Origin of the sequence: Syntrophobacter fumaroxidans MPOB (genome assembly GCF_000014965.1) — a bacterium.
Lineage (GTDB): Bacteria > Desulfobacterota > Syntrophobacteria > Syntrophobacterales > Syntrophobacteraceae > Syntrophobacter > Syntrophobacter fumaroxidans.
This window is the reverse complement of record NC_008554.1, coordinates 3,642,787-3,661,140: the sequence shown is the minus strand read 5'-3', so window position 1 is coordinate 3,661,140 and position 18,354 is coordinate 3,642,787. Positions and strand designations below refer to the sequence as shown.

General features: G+C 59.5%; 12 protein-coding genes. All 12 read left to right on the top strand.

Annotated elements, in window-relative coordinates; translation table 11 throughout:
• Window positions 1-121 precede the first annotated feature (121 nt).
• Entirely contained in the window at window positions 122-943 is an 822-nt protein-coding gene (locus SFUM_RS15360; protein ID WP_011699800.1) for a purine-nucleoside phosphorylase, read from the top strand.
• 74 nt (window positions 944-1,017) lie between these two features.
• Entirely contained in the window at window positions 1,018-2,361 is a 1,344-nt protein-coding gene (locus SFUM_RS15355) for an amidohydrolase (RefSeq protein WP_011699799.1), read from the top strand.
• A complete protein-coding gene (locus tag SFUM_RS15350; protein WP_011699798.1) occupies window positions 2,327-3,703 on the top strand; it encodes an amidohydrolase family protein in 1,377 nt (458 codons plus the stop codon). Before SFUM_RS15355 ends, SFUM_RS15350 begins: the two co-directional genes overlap by 35 nt.
• A gap of 470 nt (window positions 3,704-4,173) precedes the next feature.
• Window positions 4,174-5,607, top strand: a complete 1,434-nt coding sequence (gene pyk, locus SFUM_RS15345) for a pyruvate kinase (RefSeq protein ID WP_011699797.1) — start codon at window positions 4,174-4,176, stop codon at window positions 5,605-5,607.
• 156 nt (window positions 5,608-5,763) lie between these two features.
• Window positions 5,764-7,053 (top strand): ATP-dependent 6-phosphofructokinase, encoded by a 1,290-nt coding sequence (locus tag SFUM_RS15340; RefSeq protein ID WP_011699796.1) that lies wholly within the window; start codon window positions 5,764-5,766, stop codon window positions 7,051-7,053.
• Between the two features lie 123 nt (window positions 7,054-7,176).
• Window positions 7,177-9,693, top strand: a complete 2,517-nt coding sequence (locus tag SFUM_RS15335) for a glycogen/starch/alpha-glucan phosphorylase (protein WP_011699795.1) — start codon at window positions 7,177-7,179, stop codon at window positions 9,691-9,693.
• Window positions 9,694-9,784: 91 nt separating this feature from the next.
• Entirely contained in the window at window positions 9,785-11,878 is a 2,094-nt protein-coding gene (glgX, locus tag SFUM_RS15330) for a glycogen debranching protein GlgX (RefSeq protein WP_011699794.1), read from the top strand.
• A 362-nt stretch (window positions 11,879-12,240) separates the two neighbouring features.
• Window positions 12,241-13,623, top strand: a complete 1,383-nt coding sequence (locus SFUM_RS15325) for a sigma-54-dependent transcriptional regulator (RefSeq protein ID WP_011699793.1) — start codon at window positions 12,241-12,243, stop codon at window positions 13,621-13,623.
• 253 nt (window positions 13,624-13,876) lie between these two features.
• Window positions 13,877-14,320, top strand: a complete 444-nt coding sequence (locus tag SFUM_RS15320; RefSeq protein WP_011699792.1) for a response regulator — start codon at window positions 13,877-13,879, stop codon at window positions 14,318-14,320.
• A 442-nt stretch (window positions 14,321-14,762) separates the two neighbouring features.
• Complete coding sequence (locus tag SFUM_RS23170) at window positions 14,763-14,939, top strand: hypothetical protein (RefSeq protein ID WP_153307218.1); 177 nt, start codon at window positions 14,763-14,765, stop codon at window positions 14,937-14,939.
• 723 nt (window positions 14,940-15,662) lie between these two features.
• Window positions 15,663-16,601, top strand: coding sequence for a hydrogenase small subunit (locus SFUM_RS15315; protein WP_011699791.1), 939 nt, complete (start codon window positions 15,663-15,665; stop codon window positions 16,599-16,601).
• Between the two features lie 76 nt (window positions 16,602-16,677).
• Window positions 16,678-18,318, top strand: a complete 1,641-nt coding sequence (locus SFUM_RS15310; protein WP_011699790.1) for a nickel-dependent hydrogenase large subunit — start codon at window positions 16,678-16,680, stop codon at window positions 18,316-18,318.
• Window positions 18,319-18,354: the final 36 nt, after the last annotated feature.

Below are 18,354 nucleotides of genomic sequence, written 5' to 3'. Positions count from 1 at the left end.
ATTGTCTCGGAATATTTGAAGGCCGGGGGGATTGTGCGTTCCCGGGAATGGACATGGATCGCGTCGCGGCCCCGGCGAAAGTGGCGGTTCCGTCGGATGGGCCGCGACCACGGGGGAGAACATGGAAGGGTATCGCAGAAACGTCGACGAGGCGGCGGCGTACATCCGGTCTCACATCGATTTGACGCCGCGGATCGGCATGGTTCTCGGCACCGGCCTGGGTGGAGCCGCGGAATGCATCGAATCGGCCGGGACGATCTCCTATCATGAAATACCGCACTACCCGGTCAGCACCGTCACCGGGCACGAGGGACGCCTCGTGTGCGGACGATGGATGGGACAGCCCGTATTGGTCATGCAGGGACGGTTCCACCTTTATGAAGGGTATTCGCCGCGGCAGATAGCCTTCCCCATCCGCGTGATGAAAGCACTCGGGGCTGAGATTCTCGTCGTCTGCAGCGCCGCCGGCGGACTCAATCCCCTCTTCGATCCGGGCGACCTTATGGTCGTTTCCGACCACATCAACCTCACGGGTCACAACCCGTTGATCGGTCCCAACGCGGACGAATGGGGTCCGCGGTTTCCAGACATGACCGAACCCTACGGCAGGAGACTCCAGGCATTGGCCCTGGATACCGCCGTCGAGGAAAAGATCCCGGTGCGGCGTGGAGTATACGTCGGCGTGCTCGGACCGAGCCTGGAAACCGCCGCGGAAACGCGGCTCCTGAAGGCGGCGGGCGCCGATGCGGTGGGAATGTCCATGGTCATGGAAGTCATCACGGCGGTCCACGCCGGGCTTGAAACCCTGGGCATCGCCGTGATCACCAATGTGAACCTCCCCGATCATTACCAACCGGCGATTCTGGAAGAGATCATCGCCACTGCCCGGAAGGCGGGTCCCGCGCTGACCCGTTTGCTGGCAGGAACCATCGGGAGACTGTAGCGTGAGGCTTTCGGGATGAAAACCCCGCGTTCCTCCCGCGCAACGGACATTCACCCAGACAATCCGGACGCATCATGAATTCATCCGAAGCACTCGTCGACATGGGATCCTCGCGAGCCGACCTCCTGCTCGTCAACGGCATGGTGCTCACCCTCGACCCGGACGGACGCCGTTTCGATCCCGGCGCGGTCGCAATCCTGAATGGGGAAATCGCCGCCGTCGGCCCGGCGGAGCGGCTCGCGGCCGACTTCCGGGCGACGCGGACCCTGGACGTCGGAGGCTGCGTGGTGTTGCCCGGACTGATCAACGCACACACACACGCGGCAATGACTCTCTTTCGAGGACTGGCGGACGATCTCCCCCTGATGGAATGGCTCCAGCAGCATATATTCCCCGCCGAAGCCAAGCTCACCGAAGACTGGGTCTACTGGGGGACCATGCTCGCCTGCGCCGAAATGATCCGCTCCGGGACCACAACGTTTTGCGACATGTATCTGTTCGAACACAAGGTGGCTGAAGCAGCCCGGGCCGCCGGCATGCGCGCCGTGGTAGGAGAAGTTCTCTACGATTTTCCCTCTCCGCACTACGGACCGATCGAGAACGGGCTCCGCTTCACCGAATCGCTCATCGAGCGATGGAAAGAGGACCCGCTCATCCGCATTGCCGTAGAGCCTCATGCGCCCTATACCTGTTCGCCGTCGCTTCTTACCCGCTGCAACGACATCGCACTCCGGCATCGCGTTCCGCTCATTATTCACCTGTCCGAGAATGAGGCGGAAGTGGAGCAGGTCCTCAGCCGGTACGGCCGTCGTCCCGTTGCTCACCTTGAGGAGATCGGGCTTCTCGGACCGCACCTCGTGGCCGATCACTGCGTGGCCCTCGACGAACGCGACTTGGAATTGCTCGGCGAACGCGGGGTCCACGTAGTCCACAATCCGGAGAGCAACATGAAACTGGCCTCGGGCATCGCCCCCGTCCCGAAGCTGCTCGAGCGGGGAGTGAACGTGGCTTTGGGGACCGACGGCTGCGCCAGCAACAACAACCTCGATCTCTTCGGGGAGATGGACACCTGCGCCAAGCTGCACAAGGCAGCCACCCTGGATCCCACCGCGATGCCGGCGGAAACGGTGCTCCGCATGGCCACCGCCGGCGGGGCCAGGGCACTGGGAATGGGAGGGCGGATCGGGGAACTCTCGGTCGGACGGCTCGCCGACCTGATCGTGGTGGATTTTCGAAAACCTCACCTGGTCCCGGTCTACAACCCGATCAGCCATCTCGTGTACGCCGCCCGCTCCTCCGACGTGCGGCACGCCGTCATTCACGGCCGCCTGGTGATGGAGGACCGCAGGCTGCTCACCATGAACGTCGACGAGGTCATGGAACGTGTCCGATATATCGCCCGCACGATCAAACCCTGAACCCGGCGGGACCCCACCTCGCGAGGTCGATTGGCTGCTTGCGGATGCGGACTGGGTTCTGACCTGCGATGCAGCCATGAGCGCGATCCCTTCGGGCGCGGTCGCCATCGAGGGCGACACCCTTGTCGGGGTCGGGTCATCGCGGGACATCCGGTCACGGTTCAGAGGCCGCAACGAAATGTGTCTCAAGGGCTGCCTCGTCGCCCCCGGTCTCATCAACACCCACGGGCACGCGGCCATGAGCTGCTTCCGGGGGCTCGGCAGCGATCTTCCCCTGGAACGCTGGCTCACCGAGGTCATTTTCCCGGCGGAGGCTTCTCATGTGACGCCGGAATTTGTCCATTACGGGACGCTGCTGTCGTGCATCGAGATGCTCAAAGGCGGAACAACGACATTTTGCGACGGGTATTTCTTCGAGGAAGAAGCCGCGCGGGCGGCACAGGAATCGGGTATCCGCGCCGTTCTCGGCCAGGGCATACTGGACTTTCCCACTCCCGACCAGCCCGATCCGTCGCGGTTCGCGGAACGCGCCGAAGCTTTTCTGCGCTCCTTCCCCCCGGGGGAGAGCCGCCTGCAACCGTCATTGTTCTGCCATTCGATATCCGCCTGCGGGCCGGAAACCCTGCGGCGGGTCAAATCCATCTGCCGGGAAAGCGGCATCCTGTTCCAGATTCACCTCTCCGAAACGGCATCGGAGGTGGAGCAGGTGATCGGCAGGTACGGAACCAGGCCCGTCCATCACCTGGACCGCCTCGGCATCCTGGATGACCGAACCCTTTGCGCCCATGCCGTCTGGCTCGACCGGGAGGAAATCGATATCCTGGCTGCGCGGGGCGCGGGCCTCTCCCACAACGAGGAAAGCAACATGAAGCTCGCTTCGGGAATCGCTCCGGTTCCGGAGCTGATCGGCGCGGGCGTCCGAATCGGCCTGGGCACCGATGGCTGTGCCAGCAACAATGACCTGGATCTCTTTTCCGAAATGGACATGGTTGCAAAGAGCCACAAGGCGTTTCGAAAGGACCCGATGGCCTGTTCGGCCGCGGCCGTTCTCCGAATGGCCACCCGAGGGGGCAGCGCCGTTCTGTCGCACCAGGGGATGACCGGCGGTATCGAGGAGGGCTGGAAAGCGGACCTGATCGTCATCGACCTCGATCAACCCCACCTTACGCCTCTCTATGACCCCATCTCCCACCTGGTCTATGCGGCCGGCGCGGGGGACGTCCGCCATGTTTGGGTCGACGGCCGCCTGGTGGTCTCGAACGGGACAATCCTGACCCTGGACGAGTCTCGGATCATGAAAGAAGTGCTGAGAATCGCCGGGAAGATCGCCGGGGCGTCCTGAGAGTGCTCGGACGGGGCGCGGAAGGGCCTCGCTCCGAATTCGGGGCCTTTATCGCGCAATGGCGAGGGTCATCGGGAAAGAAACCCTTGTGTGTGCCGAGTCGCCCGTGCGACGGGGTCCCGCTATTCGATCACGGACCCATGGCGACCCGATCGAACGCGGAGCCGCTTCCCGCCCGGCGCCCGGTGGCGCTTTTTCGGGCCGTCATCTCGCGTGCGTAATGATTTCTTCTTTGCCTTGAATCCTGTGACATCGTATGCTCAATTGGGAATTGCGGGAGGGGCTTCGACGGCAAGGCTTTCATGCCGCATGAACGCGGGGCCTGTCTCTTTCGCGCGGGCCTTCGCCGTGTTCGCCGGGACGGACGCGGGAAGTTTCGTCGATGGATGTCCCTCCACGGCGGCCGAAGAGGACTGGGACGGCGGATCATGCCCGCCGGGGCCTTTTCGTTGAACGGAAAGGAAGACCGAATGAGGCTTCCGGCCAACAAGACAAAAATCGTGTGCACCATCGGACCGGCATCGGACTCACCGGATGTTTTGCAGCGCATGATCCTGGCGGGGATGAACATCGCCCGGCTGAATTTCTCCCACGGGGATTTCGAGGGTCACGCGAGGGTTGTGGAAAACATCCGCAAGGCCGCTCGTGCGGCGGGACGCAGGGTATCCATCATGGCGGACCTGCCCGGCCCCAAGATAAGAATCGGGCAATTGGCGCAGGAGCCGATCGAGCTGAATTCCGGCGACGCCTTCACTTTGACGACGGAAAAGATCGTCGGCGGGATCGAGCGAGTCTTCGTGAGCTTTCCGCCACTCACCGAGGTGGTAAAGCCCGGGGACCGGTTGTTTCTCAACGACGGCCAGATCGAGCTTGAAGCTGAACGCGTGCAGGGGCTTGACGTAAGGTGCCGGGTTGTGGTGGGCGGCGAGTTGCGCTCGCGCAAGGGCCTCAATCTGCCCCGCATCGATCTTGGCATCAGCGCCTTTACACCTCACGATCACAACTGCCTGAGATTCGCCGCGGAACAAGGCCTCGACGCCGTGAGCCAGTCTTTCGTGGAAACGGCCGAAGACCTTCGCGCGGTCCGAAGAGCGGCCGCCGAAATCGACTACAATCCCTTCATCATCGCCAAGATCGAACGCGCCGGGGCACTGGATCGTATCGATGAGATACTCGACGTTGCGGATGGGCTCATGGTCGCGCGCGGCGATTTGGGCGTCGAAATTCCCATCGAACGGATTGCCGCCGTTCAGAAACGCCTCACCAACAAAGCGAATCAGCGCTGCAAACCGGTGATCACGGCCACTCAGATGCTGCTGTCCATGGTCGCCAATCGGAGGCCGACCCGCGCCGAAGCCACCGACGTGGCCAATGCCATTCTCGACGGCACGGACTGCGTCATGCTTTCCGAGGAATCGGCCATGGGCAAATACCCCGTTGAGGCCGTCGCCATGCTTGCCGGGATTGCTTTTTCCATCGAACCGCTCCTGCCCGCGTGGCCTTTGAGGGATACCCTCAAGAGCGTCAGCGGGCATTGCGAGCTGACTCCCGCCGAGCTCATCGCGCTGAGCGTCGAAGCCACCCTCGAACGCGTCACTCCGGCCGCCGTTTTCGTCCCCACTCATGGCGGGAACACGGCGCGAAGCATCGCCCGGTTTCGTTTTCCGGTGTGGGTTGTGGCCGTCAGCTCCAAGGAGGCCACTTGCAGGGGGCTTCAGTTCTCGTACGGGGTTTGCCCGGTCCGGGAGGACGACCACCCCGACGACTGGAAACAATACACCCGCGCATGGCTGGATGCCCATGAACTGGAAGGGAGCTTGACCGTCGTGACTGAAGGACCGTCCTCCAAACATCCGGAAGTGAACAACCGAATGGAAATTATCCGGCTCAGGGAAGAAGCATAGGTCCTATAGGATTTAAATAGGACCTATAGGACATACAGGACCTATTACACCCGCCGCAAGTTCGCCGGAGGCCGGGGAAAAAGGCCTGGGTCCTGTGGGACCTCTTGCTTTCGATCCAGTCCAAAAGACTTCAGGAATATCTTCGGAGCACAAACCATGAACGAGGCAGAACTCAATTTCGAAGTGGCAAGACTCGGCGCATGCCGTATTCCTTCTCCCATGGGGAGCATACAATTCGTCGAGGATGACGAACACGTGCTTTACCACACCAGCCTGAAGGAAATAAAGGCGTGCGAATGCGCGGGCAGGGAACCTCCCGGCTTTGAAATTGCCGGTCCGAGGCGCGAAATATTTTTCGACCCCTCGAAGTTGAAATGCGGCATCGTGACCTGTGGAGGTCTCTGCCCGGGGCTCAACGACGTCATCCGATCCATCGTCCTCAGCCTGCACCATCATTACGGAGTGCAGACGGTCTTCGGATTCCCGTACGGGTTCGAAGGGCTGACCTACCGGTACGGCCACCGTCCGCTCGAGCTTTCACCGGAGACGGTCCGGGACATTCACATGAAGGGCGGGACGATCCTGGGTTCCTCGCGCGGTCCCCAGGATGTCCTGGAAATGGTGGATACTCTTGACCGGATGAACATTGGAATCCTCTTCACCATCGGGGGAGACGGTACATTGAAGGGCGCTCTGGCCATCTCCGAGGAAATTGCGAAGAGGAATCTCAAGATCGCGGTAGTGGGCATCCCCAAGACCATAGACAACGACATTTCCTACATGGACCGCTCATTCGGTTTCACCACGGCGGTTTCGGAAGCCCGGACGTCCATCTATGCGGCGAGCACGGAGGCACTCGGGGCTCGAAACGGAATCGGGCTGGTGAAGCTGATGGGACGGGAATCCGGCTTCATCGCAGCTTATGCCACCCTGGCCACGAGCGAAGTGAATTTCTGCCTGGTCCCCGAAGTGCATTTCACGCTGGAAGGATTCATGGAAACGCTCCGGGAGAGAATCCTGAAGCGAAGGCACGCGGTCATCGTCGTGGCGGAGGGGGCCGGCCAGGAACTCATGGCCGAAACCTCCGGGACGGACGCATCCGGCAACGTTCGCTTCGGGGACATCGGCACCTTTTTGCGGGACAGGATCAAGGAATATTTCGGAAAAGCCGGGATGGAGCTCAACCTGAAATACATCGACCCGAGCTACACCATTCGGAGCAAGTCGGCAACCACTCAGGATTCCGTGTTTTGCCTGCTGCTCGGCCACAACGCCGTTCATGCGGCCATGAGCGGTCGCACCGGCATGGTGGTGGGTTTCTGGAATGAGGAGTTCACGCACGTCCCCATCCGTCTGGCCGTTTCGAAACGCAAACGCATCGACCCCAACGGAAAGCTCTGGGATTACGTTCTGGCTGCGACGGGCCAGCCACGGAACATGGCCTGAAGCCGTCCGGGAGGATTACGGCGCTCATCCGACCGGCAGAAGCGAACCGGGCCCGGCCGCCTTCACGGCGAAACTGTTCCCGTACTCATGCGGCCGGCCATACATTTCCCCGGGAGAACACTCATGGCGCAACGCAAGTCAAAGAAAACGAACTCGAACAAGACCGATTGCAGCCGCACCGGCATGACTCTCATCGATTTGAACCGCTGCTTCAACGAACACCTGTTCTACACCCAGGGCAGGCTTCCCCTTTCGGCAACCCTCAACGACCACTACATGGCGGCTGCCTATACGGTCCGGGATCGGCTCCTGCACCGGTGGGTCTGCACGGTTCGCGACTTTATCAGGGAAGGCGTCAAGGTGGTCGGCTACCTTTCGGCGGAATTCCTGCTTGGGCCCCACCTGGGCAACAACATGATCAACCTCGACATTTTCGATGAAGTGCGCGAAGCCTCGGAAAATGTCGGGCGCAATCTGGACGCGATGCTCGATCACGAGGAGGAACCCGGGTTGGGCAACGGCGGGCTGGGCAGACTGGCCGCCTGCTACCTCGACTCCCTGGCCACTCTCGAAATACCGGCCATCGGCTACGGAATCCGTTACGAATTCGGGATATTCGACCAGGAAATCCGCGACGGCTGGCAGGTCGAAAAGACCGACAAGTGGCTGCGCCTGGGGAATCCGTGGGAAATCCCGCGCCCCGAGGTCACATACGAAGTCAAGTTCGGAGGCCACACGGCGGGCTATTGCGACGACGGGGGCTGCTATCGGTCACGCTGGACTCCAGACCGGGTGGTGCGGGGAATAGCCTATGACACCCCCATCCTCGGCTACAAGGTCAACACCTGCAACATGCTCCGGCTGTGGAAGGCGGAAGCGGTCGAATCCTTCGATTTCGCATCCTTCAACGTGGGGAACTACTACGGTGCCGTTCACGAGAAAGTGTATTCGGAAAACATCAGCAAGGTCCTCTACCCGAACGATGAGCAGATCCAGGGCAAGCAACTGCGGCTGGAACAACAGTACTTCTTTGTGTCCTGTTCGCTGCAGGACATGATCAGACTGCACCTCGCCATTGGAAAAAGCCTGGAATACTTCCACGAAGAATTTGCGATACAACTCAACGATACCCATCCTTCCGTTGCCGTCGCGGAACTGATGCGGCTTCTGGTGGACGAGCACCACATGGATTGGGACACGGCCTGGCACGTCACCCGCAACGTCTTCGGGTACACCAATCACACCCTGCTGCCCGAAGCTCTCGAACGCTGGCCGTTGCGGCTGTTTGCCAACCTGCTGCCCAGGCATCTGGAAATCATCTTCGAGATCAATCGTCGCTTCCTGGATGAGGTACGCGTGATCTACCCCGACGACGAAGCACGAATTGCCAGGCTGTCCCTGATCGACGAGCAGGGGGAACGATACGTGCGCATGGCCAATCTCGCGTGCGTGGGCAGCCGGGCCATCAACGGCGTCGCCAAACTCCACACCGAACTCCTGAAAACCACCGTGCTGAAAGACTTCTACGAACTCTGGCCGGAGAAATTCAGCAACAAGACCAACGGCGTAACGCCCCGCCGCTGGATGGTGTTGAGCAACCCGGGGCTGACGCGCCTGATCAGGAGCAGGATAGGCGGCGGCTGGATCAAAAAGCTGGATCGGCTCAAACGGCTCGAATCGTATGCCGGCGACGACGCCTTCCGGCGGGAATGGCAGGCGGTCAAGACCGGCAACAAGCAGGCCCTGGCCGCTCTCATCCTGGAGCGCACCGGCATCTCGGTCAACCCGGACTCGATGTTCGACATCCAGGTGAAAAGAATTCACGAGTATAAGCGGCAGCACCTCAACGTTCTGCACGTTGTCACCCTCTACAACCGCCTCCGGCGAAATCCCGGCCTGGACATGCTGCCCCGCACCGTTATCTTCGGGGGGAAGGCCGCCCCATCTTATTACATGGCCAAGTTGATCATTAAGCTGATCAATTCCGTCGCCGACGTCGTGAACCACGATCCGGCCGTGCGGAACCGGCTCAAAGTGGTCTTCTTTCCCGATTTCAACGTAAAGAGCGCCCAGAAGATCTATCCCGCGGCCGACCTCTCCGAACAGATCTCCACAGCGGGGAAAGAGGCATCGGGAACCGGGAATATGAAATTCTCCATGAACGGGGCTCTCACGATTGGAACGCTTGACGGAGCCAACGTGGAAATCCGGGAGGAAGTGGGAGCGGACAACTTCTTCCTCTTCGGCCTGACGGCCGAAGAGGTCGCCCGGATCAAATCGGAGGGCTACGACCCCCGTTCGATCTACTTGTCCAATCCCGATCTGCGGGAAGCGATCGATCTGATTGGCTCCGGGTTCTTTTCGCGCGGCGATCCCGACCTTTTCAAGCCGTTGGTGGATTCTCTGCTTTACCAGGATGAGTACATGCTGCTCGCCGACTATCAGTCCTATGTGGACTGCCAGGACAGGGTGAGCGAGGCCTATCGCGATCGGGACCGCTGGACCCGAATGGCGATCCTCAATGTGGCGCGCATGGGAAAGTTCTCCTCCGATCGGGCCATTCGCGAGTATTGCAGGGAGATCTGGAGAGTCAGCCCGAACACGGTGGAAATGGAAGACTTCGGCGACCTCGTGAGATGATCCCGGTGGAGGGGGCCAAAGGGTTGCGCGACCGGTTGAAGTGTCGGCGGCCTGCATTGGGTCGGACCGGAACGATCCCACGGGAGGACGAATGATGCCAATACAATACGCGACCAGGCCGGGATCGAGGTATCCCGGTGGAGCCACGGTCGATTCGGGAGGGGTCAATTTCGCGGTCTTCAGTCGGAACGCGACCGCGATGGAACTGCTGCTTTACGAATCCGCGGACTGCCCGGAGCCTTTCCAGGTGATTCGGCTCGACCCCGAAACCAACAGGACCTTTTTTTCCTGGCACGTCTATGTGGAAGGACTGACCGCCGGCGCGCACTACACCTGGCGAGTGGACGGTCCCGACGATACGAAACGATCCGGAAGACGCTTCGACCGGACCCGGGAACTGCTGGACCCATGGGCGGCGGCGGTCACGGATCGGCTCTGGAACCGCAACCGGGCCTGTCTTAACGGCGGCGGCGCTCCATCCATGCGCGCTGCGGTCGTGTCCGGCGGCTACGACTGGGAAGGAGACCGACCGCTGGAGTCCCCATCCGAGTCCACCATCATCTATGAATTGCACGTCGGGGGCTTCACGCGGCATCCATCATCCAAAGTCGCCCATCCCGGCACCTTTCGGGGCCTGATCGAAAAAATCCCCTATTTGAAGGATCTGGGCATCACTCACGTGGAATTGATGCCGGTCATGGCCTTTGACGAACAGGATCTTCCCGAGTCGGTCGCCGCCCTGGGACTGAAAAACTTCTGGGGCTACAGCACGCACAGCTTTTACGGCCCCCACCCGGGGTACTGCGTCACCCCCGAGGCGGGGACTCACGCTCATGAATTCCGCGACATGGTCAAGGCGCTTCACCGCGCGGGCATCGGTGTGATCCTCGACGTGGTGTTCAATCACACCGCCGAAGGCGGGGCCCGCGGGCCCGTCATCAATTTCAAGGGCTTCGTCAACGAGCTGTTCTATCACCTCGAACCCAACGACCGGAGCGTCTACCGCGACTATACGGGCTGCGGCAACACTGTCAACTGCAACCACCCCCTGCCGGCAAGATTCATCATTCGCTGTCTTGAGGGCTGGGTCCGGGAAATGCACGTGGACGGCTTCCGGTTCGACCTCGCCAGCGTCATGGCCCGCGGTGAAGACGGCAACCCGATGCGGCACCCGCCGGTGCTTTGGAATATCGAATTCTCGGACGTTCTCCTGAACACCCGAATCATTGCCGAAGCGTGGGACGCCGCCGGCCTCTACCAGGTGGGAACATTTCCCGGCCTGCGCTGGGCGGAATGGAACGGAAGATACCGGGACGTCATGCGCCGTTTCGTCCGCGGCGAACCCGGGCTTGCGGGACAGGCGGCAACCAATCTGAGCGGCAGCAGCGATCTCTACCAGCCGCTGGACCGTCTTCCGACGAACAGCATCAATTTCATCACGTGCCACGACGGCTTCACATTGAACGACCTTGTCAGTTTCAACGACAAACACAATGACGCCAACGGCGAAAACAACCGGGACGGGAGCAACGACAACCTGAGCTGGAACTGCGGGGTGGAGGGAGACACCGACGACCCGCAAGTCCTGGCGCTGCGGCGCCGGCAGGTGAAGAATTACATGGCGATCCTGCTGCTGAGCCAGGGAGTTCCCATGATCCTGGCGGGCGATGAGGTGCTGAGGACCCAGCGCGGGAACAACAACTGCTACTGCCAGGACAACGAGTTGGGTTGGCTCGATTGGACTCTCATGGAGAAAAACCGGGACGTGCTCCGGTTTGTCCGGGAAATGATCGCATTCCGAAAGCGTCATCCATGCCTCATGCGAACCCGCTTCCTGACGGGCCGAAAGCAGCCGGGAAGGTCCCTCCCCGACGTGAGCTGGCACGGCATCAGGCTCAACGAGCCGCCATGGAGCGATCCGGATGCCCGAACGCTTGCCTGCACCCTGTCCGCCACGGAAGATCATGAAGAAGACTTGCACGTGATCCTCAATATGGCTTCGGACCCCGTTTCGCTTGACCTGCCGGAGATCGCGGGTCTGAGCTGGCACCGTGCGGTGGATACGTGGCTGCCAAGCCCGGAAGATATTCTCAGGGTGCCCGATCAACTGCCTGTCCGGGACCATCGCATTCTGGCCCACGCACGCTGCGTGATGGTATTCGAAGGAAGACCGGGGAGAAGTTGACGGCGGGTTTTCCGAATCGCAACGAAGGAGAATGCCCGAGGAGGTCGAACACCCCGAATCCGGGCAGGTCGCGATCCCTCGCGGAGCGCCCGGTTCAAGCAGCACATGACGAGCGCCGAGTATGCGGGCACCCTGTCTTGTTATTCATCCACGGGACGGGCGGGCACAGTTTCCCCCCGCCACCGATTTACGGAGCCGTTTGCCCCTGTTCGCCCCTGCGTATACGGTCCGGTCCCATCGGAAGCTTTACCGAATGAAGAATCTTCTTCATAATGTGCAGGAAGCGCGACGGTTGAACCGGTGGTGGCCGTCCCGATCCATCTTGCTCCAAACCGTTCCGGAACAGTTGTTGGGAACCGAGCATGCGAGAAAAACACAAGATCCTCATCGTTGACGACGAAACCCCTTTTCGTTCGGCGTTGCGTCGCCTTCTGGAAAAAAACCACATCGTCATGGAAGCCGAAACGGGTGCGAAGGGACTCGAGATTTCCGAGCGGGAGGAGCCCGATCTGATCCTTCTCGATATCGGTCTGCCCGACATGAGCGGGCTGGAGCTTCTGCCCCGGTTCAAGGAACAGCGGCCTTCCCCCACCGTGGTGATGATCACCGCCTACGAGCGCATCAAGGATGTGGTGATGGCGATCAAGCGCGGCGCCTTCGACTACCTCGTGAAACCCGTCGACATCGACGAGTTCGAATTGACCATCCAGAACGCCCTGGAACACGCGGGGCTGAAAAACGAGGTGGACCGCCTGCGCCAGCAGGTGCAGAAGCTGCACGGCGTCGATCGCCTGGTGGGCAAGGATCCGAAGTTCCTGGATGCCCAGATGCTCGCCATAAAGAGCGCCCAGAGCCGGGATGCCGGGGTCTTGATTCAGGGGGCTAGCGGCGTGGGGAAGGAGCTGTTCGCCAAGCTGATCCACACGCGGAGCCCAAGGGCTGCGTATCCCTTCGTGGCCCTGAATTGCGCCGCCTTCAGCACCGAAATCATCGAAAGCGAGCTTTTCGGATACGAACGAGGCGCATTCACGGGGGCCAAGGCCGAAGGCAAGGAAGGGCTGCTGCAGGTTGCCGACGGCGGGACGCTTTTCCTCGACGAAGTGGTGGACCTGCACCCGGAGATCCAGGCCAAGCTTCTGCGCGTCATGGAGGAAAAGGAGTTCTACCCGGTCGGAGGCACGCGCAAGAAAAAAGTGGACATCCGCATCGTGTCTGCCTGTAACCAGGATCTGTGGCAGCTCACGGAACAGGGACGATTCCGCAAGGATCTTTTTTTTCGCCTGGCAACCATCCGCATAGACCTCCCGTCTCTGCGGGAACGGCCCGACGACATCCTTCCACTGGCCCTGTTTTTCATCGAGGAATTCAACGACAAGTACGGCAAACGCTTCCGGGGCCTCAGCCCAAGGGCCGAACAGCTCCTTACGGACCATTCCTGGCCGGGAAACGTGCGCGAACTGCGCAATACCATCGAGCGTGTCGTTCTGCTGGAAAACGATGAAAACGTCCTCGGGCGCCACCTGCACTTCCTCTCGCCTCCAGGGAAGGGCGAGCCGGAACCTTCGGGGGAACGGTTTACCGTCGGGCTGCCTCAGGAGGGGATCGGGCTTGAAGAGATGGAAAAGGAAATCATTTTGAAGGCCTATGACAAGTGCGGAAAGAACAAGTCGAAGACCGCCCGGTTTCTTCGGCTCCCTCGGCACGTTCTTCTCTACCGCCTCAAGAAGTACGGGATTGAAGATTGAAGAATATCCTCCAACCATTGCCTGAACTGCATAATATTGTCCAGTTTATACATAACAAATTGATATTGCTGGATTCGTGTCAATATTGTCAACAATCAACGCTGTCCCGCCCTGCCGATTCGGAGAATATTCTCCAATTCCCATTCCTCTCAAATTGTACCAGTCCCGCGGCCGAATGAGGCGCCGTAGGGGTTTTCAGCTCTTGAACATTCTTGGCACGGCCTTTGCTTGCAACGTATGAAGGAGGCGTGACGTGGATGTTGAAAAGATCGTTCTGCTTGTTGAAGATGACGCCCCATTAAAACGTTCTTTGGAAAAATTTTTGGAACGGGCTGGGTATGCCTGCCACAGTTGCTCAACTGCACGTGAAGCGTTGGCGCTCGTCGAGGGGAATCATTATCCGATTGCGATTGTTGAATATCATCTTCCTGATGCGAATGGCGCGGGATTGTTGGAAAAGTTGAAGCTGGTAAGGCCTGGATTGGCTGCGATCGTGCTTTCTGAATATGATTTTCAGGCGGTTGTGAATGATCTGGTTCGAGTGAATGTTGGATTTTTTCTCAAGAAACCCTTCGATGTTGTCGATTTGGAAGCTGCACTTTCACATGCGGAATCACAATCCGGTGGAATCGAGAATGAACCGGGATGGAAATCGGAATTCAAAGTTGAGGGCGTGCCCGCCTCCCTTTTCAAGTAGGGAACTCTCAGTGACGAATGCTCGCAGCTCAAGTTGAAGTCGCGTTGATACGAGGAACTGGTGCGAATCGGGTGGAAGCTGGGTATGGACTGAGTTGAATGCGGAAGAGGTTTTCCGGTTGCTGCTGAATCTGACGTTCGAGTGCTTTTATCTCACTTCATGTGGAACTCAAGCGATCGTTGGACGGATGAAATCAAGCTCCTGATCGAGTTGTTGCTCCCGCTCCCGCTGGTGGTGGAAATTCTTACTCCTCATGGAACCTGTTAGCTGAGAGCCCCCTTGGTTTGACAAAAGGCCACAGTGAGAAATCACTGTGGCCTTTTGTTGTTTACCGGAGTATGATGTTTCGGTTCATGAGGCATGAACGGAGGCTTTGGAGGATTATGTGCAACGGTCCGAGACGGATTCAAGGACCCCGAAACGGGAAACAGGAGACCAGGAGATGGAAGTGCAAAAGCCCGAACTGCTGGAAAAGTTGGAGGAAAAAAAGATAAGCGTCGCGAAGGCGGCGGAAGCGATCGGCTTTGATCCCAGACTGTTGGGACTCTACCTTGTGAATGACACCTACCCGGTGCCCAAGAGGATCCTCGAGAAGTTGGCCGCAGTGGTCCAGAATTGATCGAAAATCGTTTTCAGCACGTCTTCTTTCGAGCCGGTTTCTTTCGAACCGGCTTTCCCTTTGTTCTCACCCGCGATGCTCATTTTCCCTGTGCCCGCCTCGGGAACGCCCAAAGCGGCGTTCTTCCATTCATATAGATATTTTAATTGGACAGCATTGGTGCAAGTTATGTCACAATGTTCCAAGCTTATGATTTGTTTCACATCTTTACACTCAAAAAATGTTCCCACCATTACACTATTATGCTTGCAAAAGTATTGTGTTGCATATATGAAAGGAGCCATCGGCGTCGGTTGCGAAGTGGGGCCGGCTCCGGTCATCCGCGTGGTTGCAGGTTCAACCCGGCGGATCGAGTGATCTGAATTCCGGACTGAGCGAGTGGCCCGCTCCCCGTTCTTTGATCGAAAGACCACCCCCCTGCAATGCTCAAGTTCTTTCCAGATTGAAGTCTCCTCTGAAAGGCAGAGCTGCATCGAGAATTCGGCGATGCTCATGGTGGCTTTGTATCGGATGATCCTCATTGAGTATGAGGGTTCTCATGCGAGGTGCAAAGCATGAGAATTGAAGGTTCCCATCGCGAAACACCGTTCTTTAGGGGCGGCAAGACAATGGCGCACCCTATCGAAATTGCGTCTTGAAGGCGCATTGACCGGTCGGAAAGACTCCCTTCGGATGGGCGCTTGGCAGGCACCAGAAACACCATAACGTGGAGGAGGTTTTCTTATGAAGCACCAAGAAGGCTTCGAGGAACGGTTGGAAGAAAAAGGAGTTTCACGACGAGATTTCATGAAATTCTGCACATTCCTGTCGGTAACGATGGGGCTTTCTTCGTCGTTCGTACCCAAGATCGCTGAAGCGCTTGCTTCGCCTCAACGGCCGCCGGTCGTCTGGCTCGCTTTCGCGGAGTGTACCGGCTGCGCCGAGTCTCTGCTCAGAACAACCTATCCCTGGATCGACACCCTGGTCCTGGACATCATCTCCCTGGACTACCATGAAACCATCATGGCCCCGTCGGGTGAAGCAGCCGAGAAGTCGCTGCATGACACGGTCGCCAAGTATCCCGGAAAGTTCATCTGCGTGGTCGACGGTGCCATTCCCACGGCCGAGGACGGCAAGTACGGCATGCTTGGGGGACGCACTTTTCTCGAAATCGCCAAAGAGGTCTGCCCCAAGGCTTTGGCCACGATCTGCATCGGGACTTGCGCTTCCTACGGCGGCCTTCCCGCTGCCGCTCCCAATCCGACGGGAGCCAAGTCCGTAAAGGACGCCATCGGCATCAACACCGTCAATATTCCCGGCTGTCCGCCGAATCCCATCAATTTCATCGGGACGGTCGTGAACTATCTCCTGTTCGGTAAGCTTCCCGCCGTGGATGACAAGGGAAGACCGTTGTTCGCCTACGGTCAGACCATCCACGACCAGTGTCCGCGTCGAGGTCACTTCGAGGCCGGTGAATTCGTGACCTCCTTCGAATCGCCTGAGGCCAAGATGGGTTACTGCCTCTACCAGTTGGGCTGCAAGGGACCCGAGACGTACAACAACTGCCCGCTCGTGAAGTTCAACATGGGCACGAGCTGGCCGGTACAGGCGGGACATCCTTGCATCGGGTGCAGCGAGCCCAACTTCTGGGACAAGATGTCGCCTTTCTACAAGTCGCTGTAGCGGCATCTCCCGGTGATTTGACGATGTTCGGCACGTGGTGCTGTAAAAACTTATCGATGAGTCAAGGAGAACCATCATGGGACAGCGAGTAGTCATCGACCCGATCACCCGTATCGAGGGTCATCTGCGTATAGAAGTGGAAGTGACCAACGGCAAGGTGTCCAACGCCTGGAGCAGCTCGACGCTCTTCCGCGGCCTCGAGATCATGCTCCAGGGACGCGATCCCCGCGACGCCTACCTGTTCACCCAGAGAGCCTGCGGCGTGTGCACTTACGTTCACGGCCTGGCATCGGTCCGCGCGGTGGACGATGCGGCCAAGATCACGGTGCCCGAGAATGCACGACTGATTCGTAACCTGCTCCTCGGCGCCCAGTTCCTTCATGACCACATTGTGCACTTTTATCACCTGCACGCCCTCGACTGGGTGGATGTGGTCAGCGCGCTCAAGGCCGATCCCAAGAAGACGGCGGATTTGGCCGCAAAGGTCTCGCCCGCCCCGGGCAGCGGCATCAGCGACTTCAAGGAAACTCAGGGCCGCGTGAAAAAACTGGTCGAAAGCGGTCAGTTGGGCATCTTCGCCAACGGTTACTGGGGGCATCCGGCGTACAAGCTGCCCCCCGAGGTCAACCTGCTGGCGGTCGCGCATTACCTGCAAGCCTTGCGGCAGCAGGCCCGCACCGCTCGAATGCACGCCATCTTCGGCGGCAAGAACCCGCATGTCCAGAGCCTCGTGGTCGGCGGCGTCACCTGCGCCACCGATCTGACCCCGGATCGCCTCGCCGAATTCAAGTACCTTTACAAAGAGACCATGGATTTCGTCAAGCAGTACTACATCCCCGATCTGAAAGCCGTGGCGGGCTTTTACAAAGACTGGGGCAAGATCGGCGGAACCAAGAATTTCCTCGTCTACGGTGAATTCCCTCAGAGCGACAAGGAACCCGACAGCTTCCTCTTCCCGCGGGGCGCCATTTTCAAGCGCAACATCGGCCAGGTGCAGGCGGTCGATATGGCCCAGGTGCAGGAGCACGTGAAGCGCAGCTGGTACGAAGGCGACAAGGCGCTGCATCCTTCCGAGGGTGAAACCAAGCCCAAGTACGAGGCCCTCGACGTCGAAAAGCGGTACAGCTGGATGAAGGCCCCGCGCTACAAGGGCGAACCCATGGAGGTCGGGCCGCTGGCGCGCGTGCTGGTGGCCTACGGCAAGGGTCACGCCCCGACCAAGAAAGCCGTGGACGGCCTGTTGAAAGAGTTGGGCGTTCCCGTGGACGCTCTCTTCTCGACGCTCGGCAGGACTGCGGCCAGAGGTCTGGAAACGGCGATCATCGGCGATTCCATGGAAGGCTGGCTGAACCAGTTGATCGAGAACGTCGGCAAAGGCAATACCAAGATATACCAGGATTACCAGATGCCCGCCGAAGCCATGGGAGCGGGTCTGAACGACGTTCCCCGCGGCGCGCTCGGGCACTGGGTCCAGATCAAGGACCAGAAGATCGCCAACTTCCAGCTGGTCGTTCCGTCCACCTGGAACCTCGGTCCGCGTTGCGCGCAAAACAAGCCGGGACCGGTCGAGGAAGCCCTGATGGGAACCCCGGTGGCCGATCCGAAGCGTCCGGTGGAAATCCTGCGCACCGTTCATTCCTTTGACCCGTGCATCGCGTGCGGCGTCCATGTGATCGATCCGAAGTCCAACGAGGTCTACAAGTTCAGGGTTGTGTAGCCCCGTTTTGACGGAGTATTGTTACGGGAACCCGGC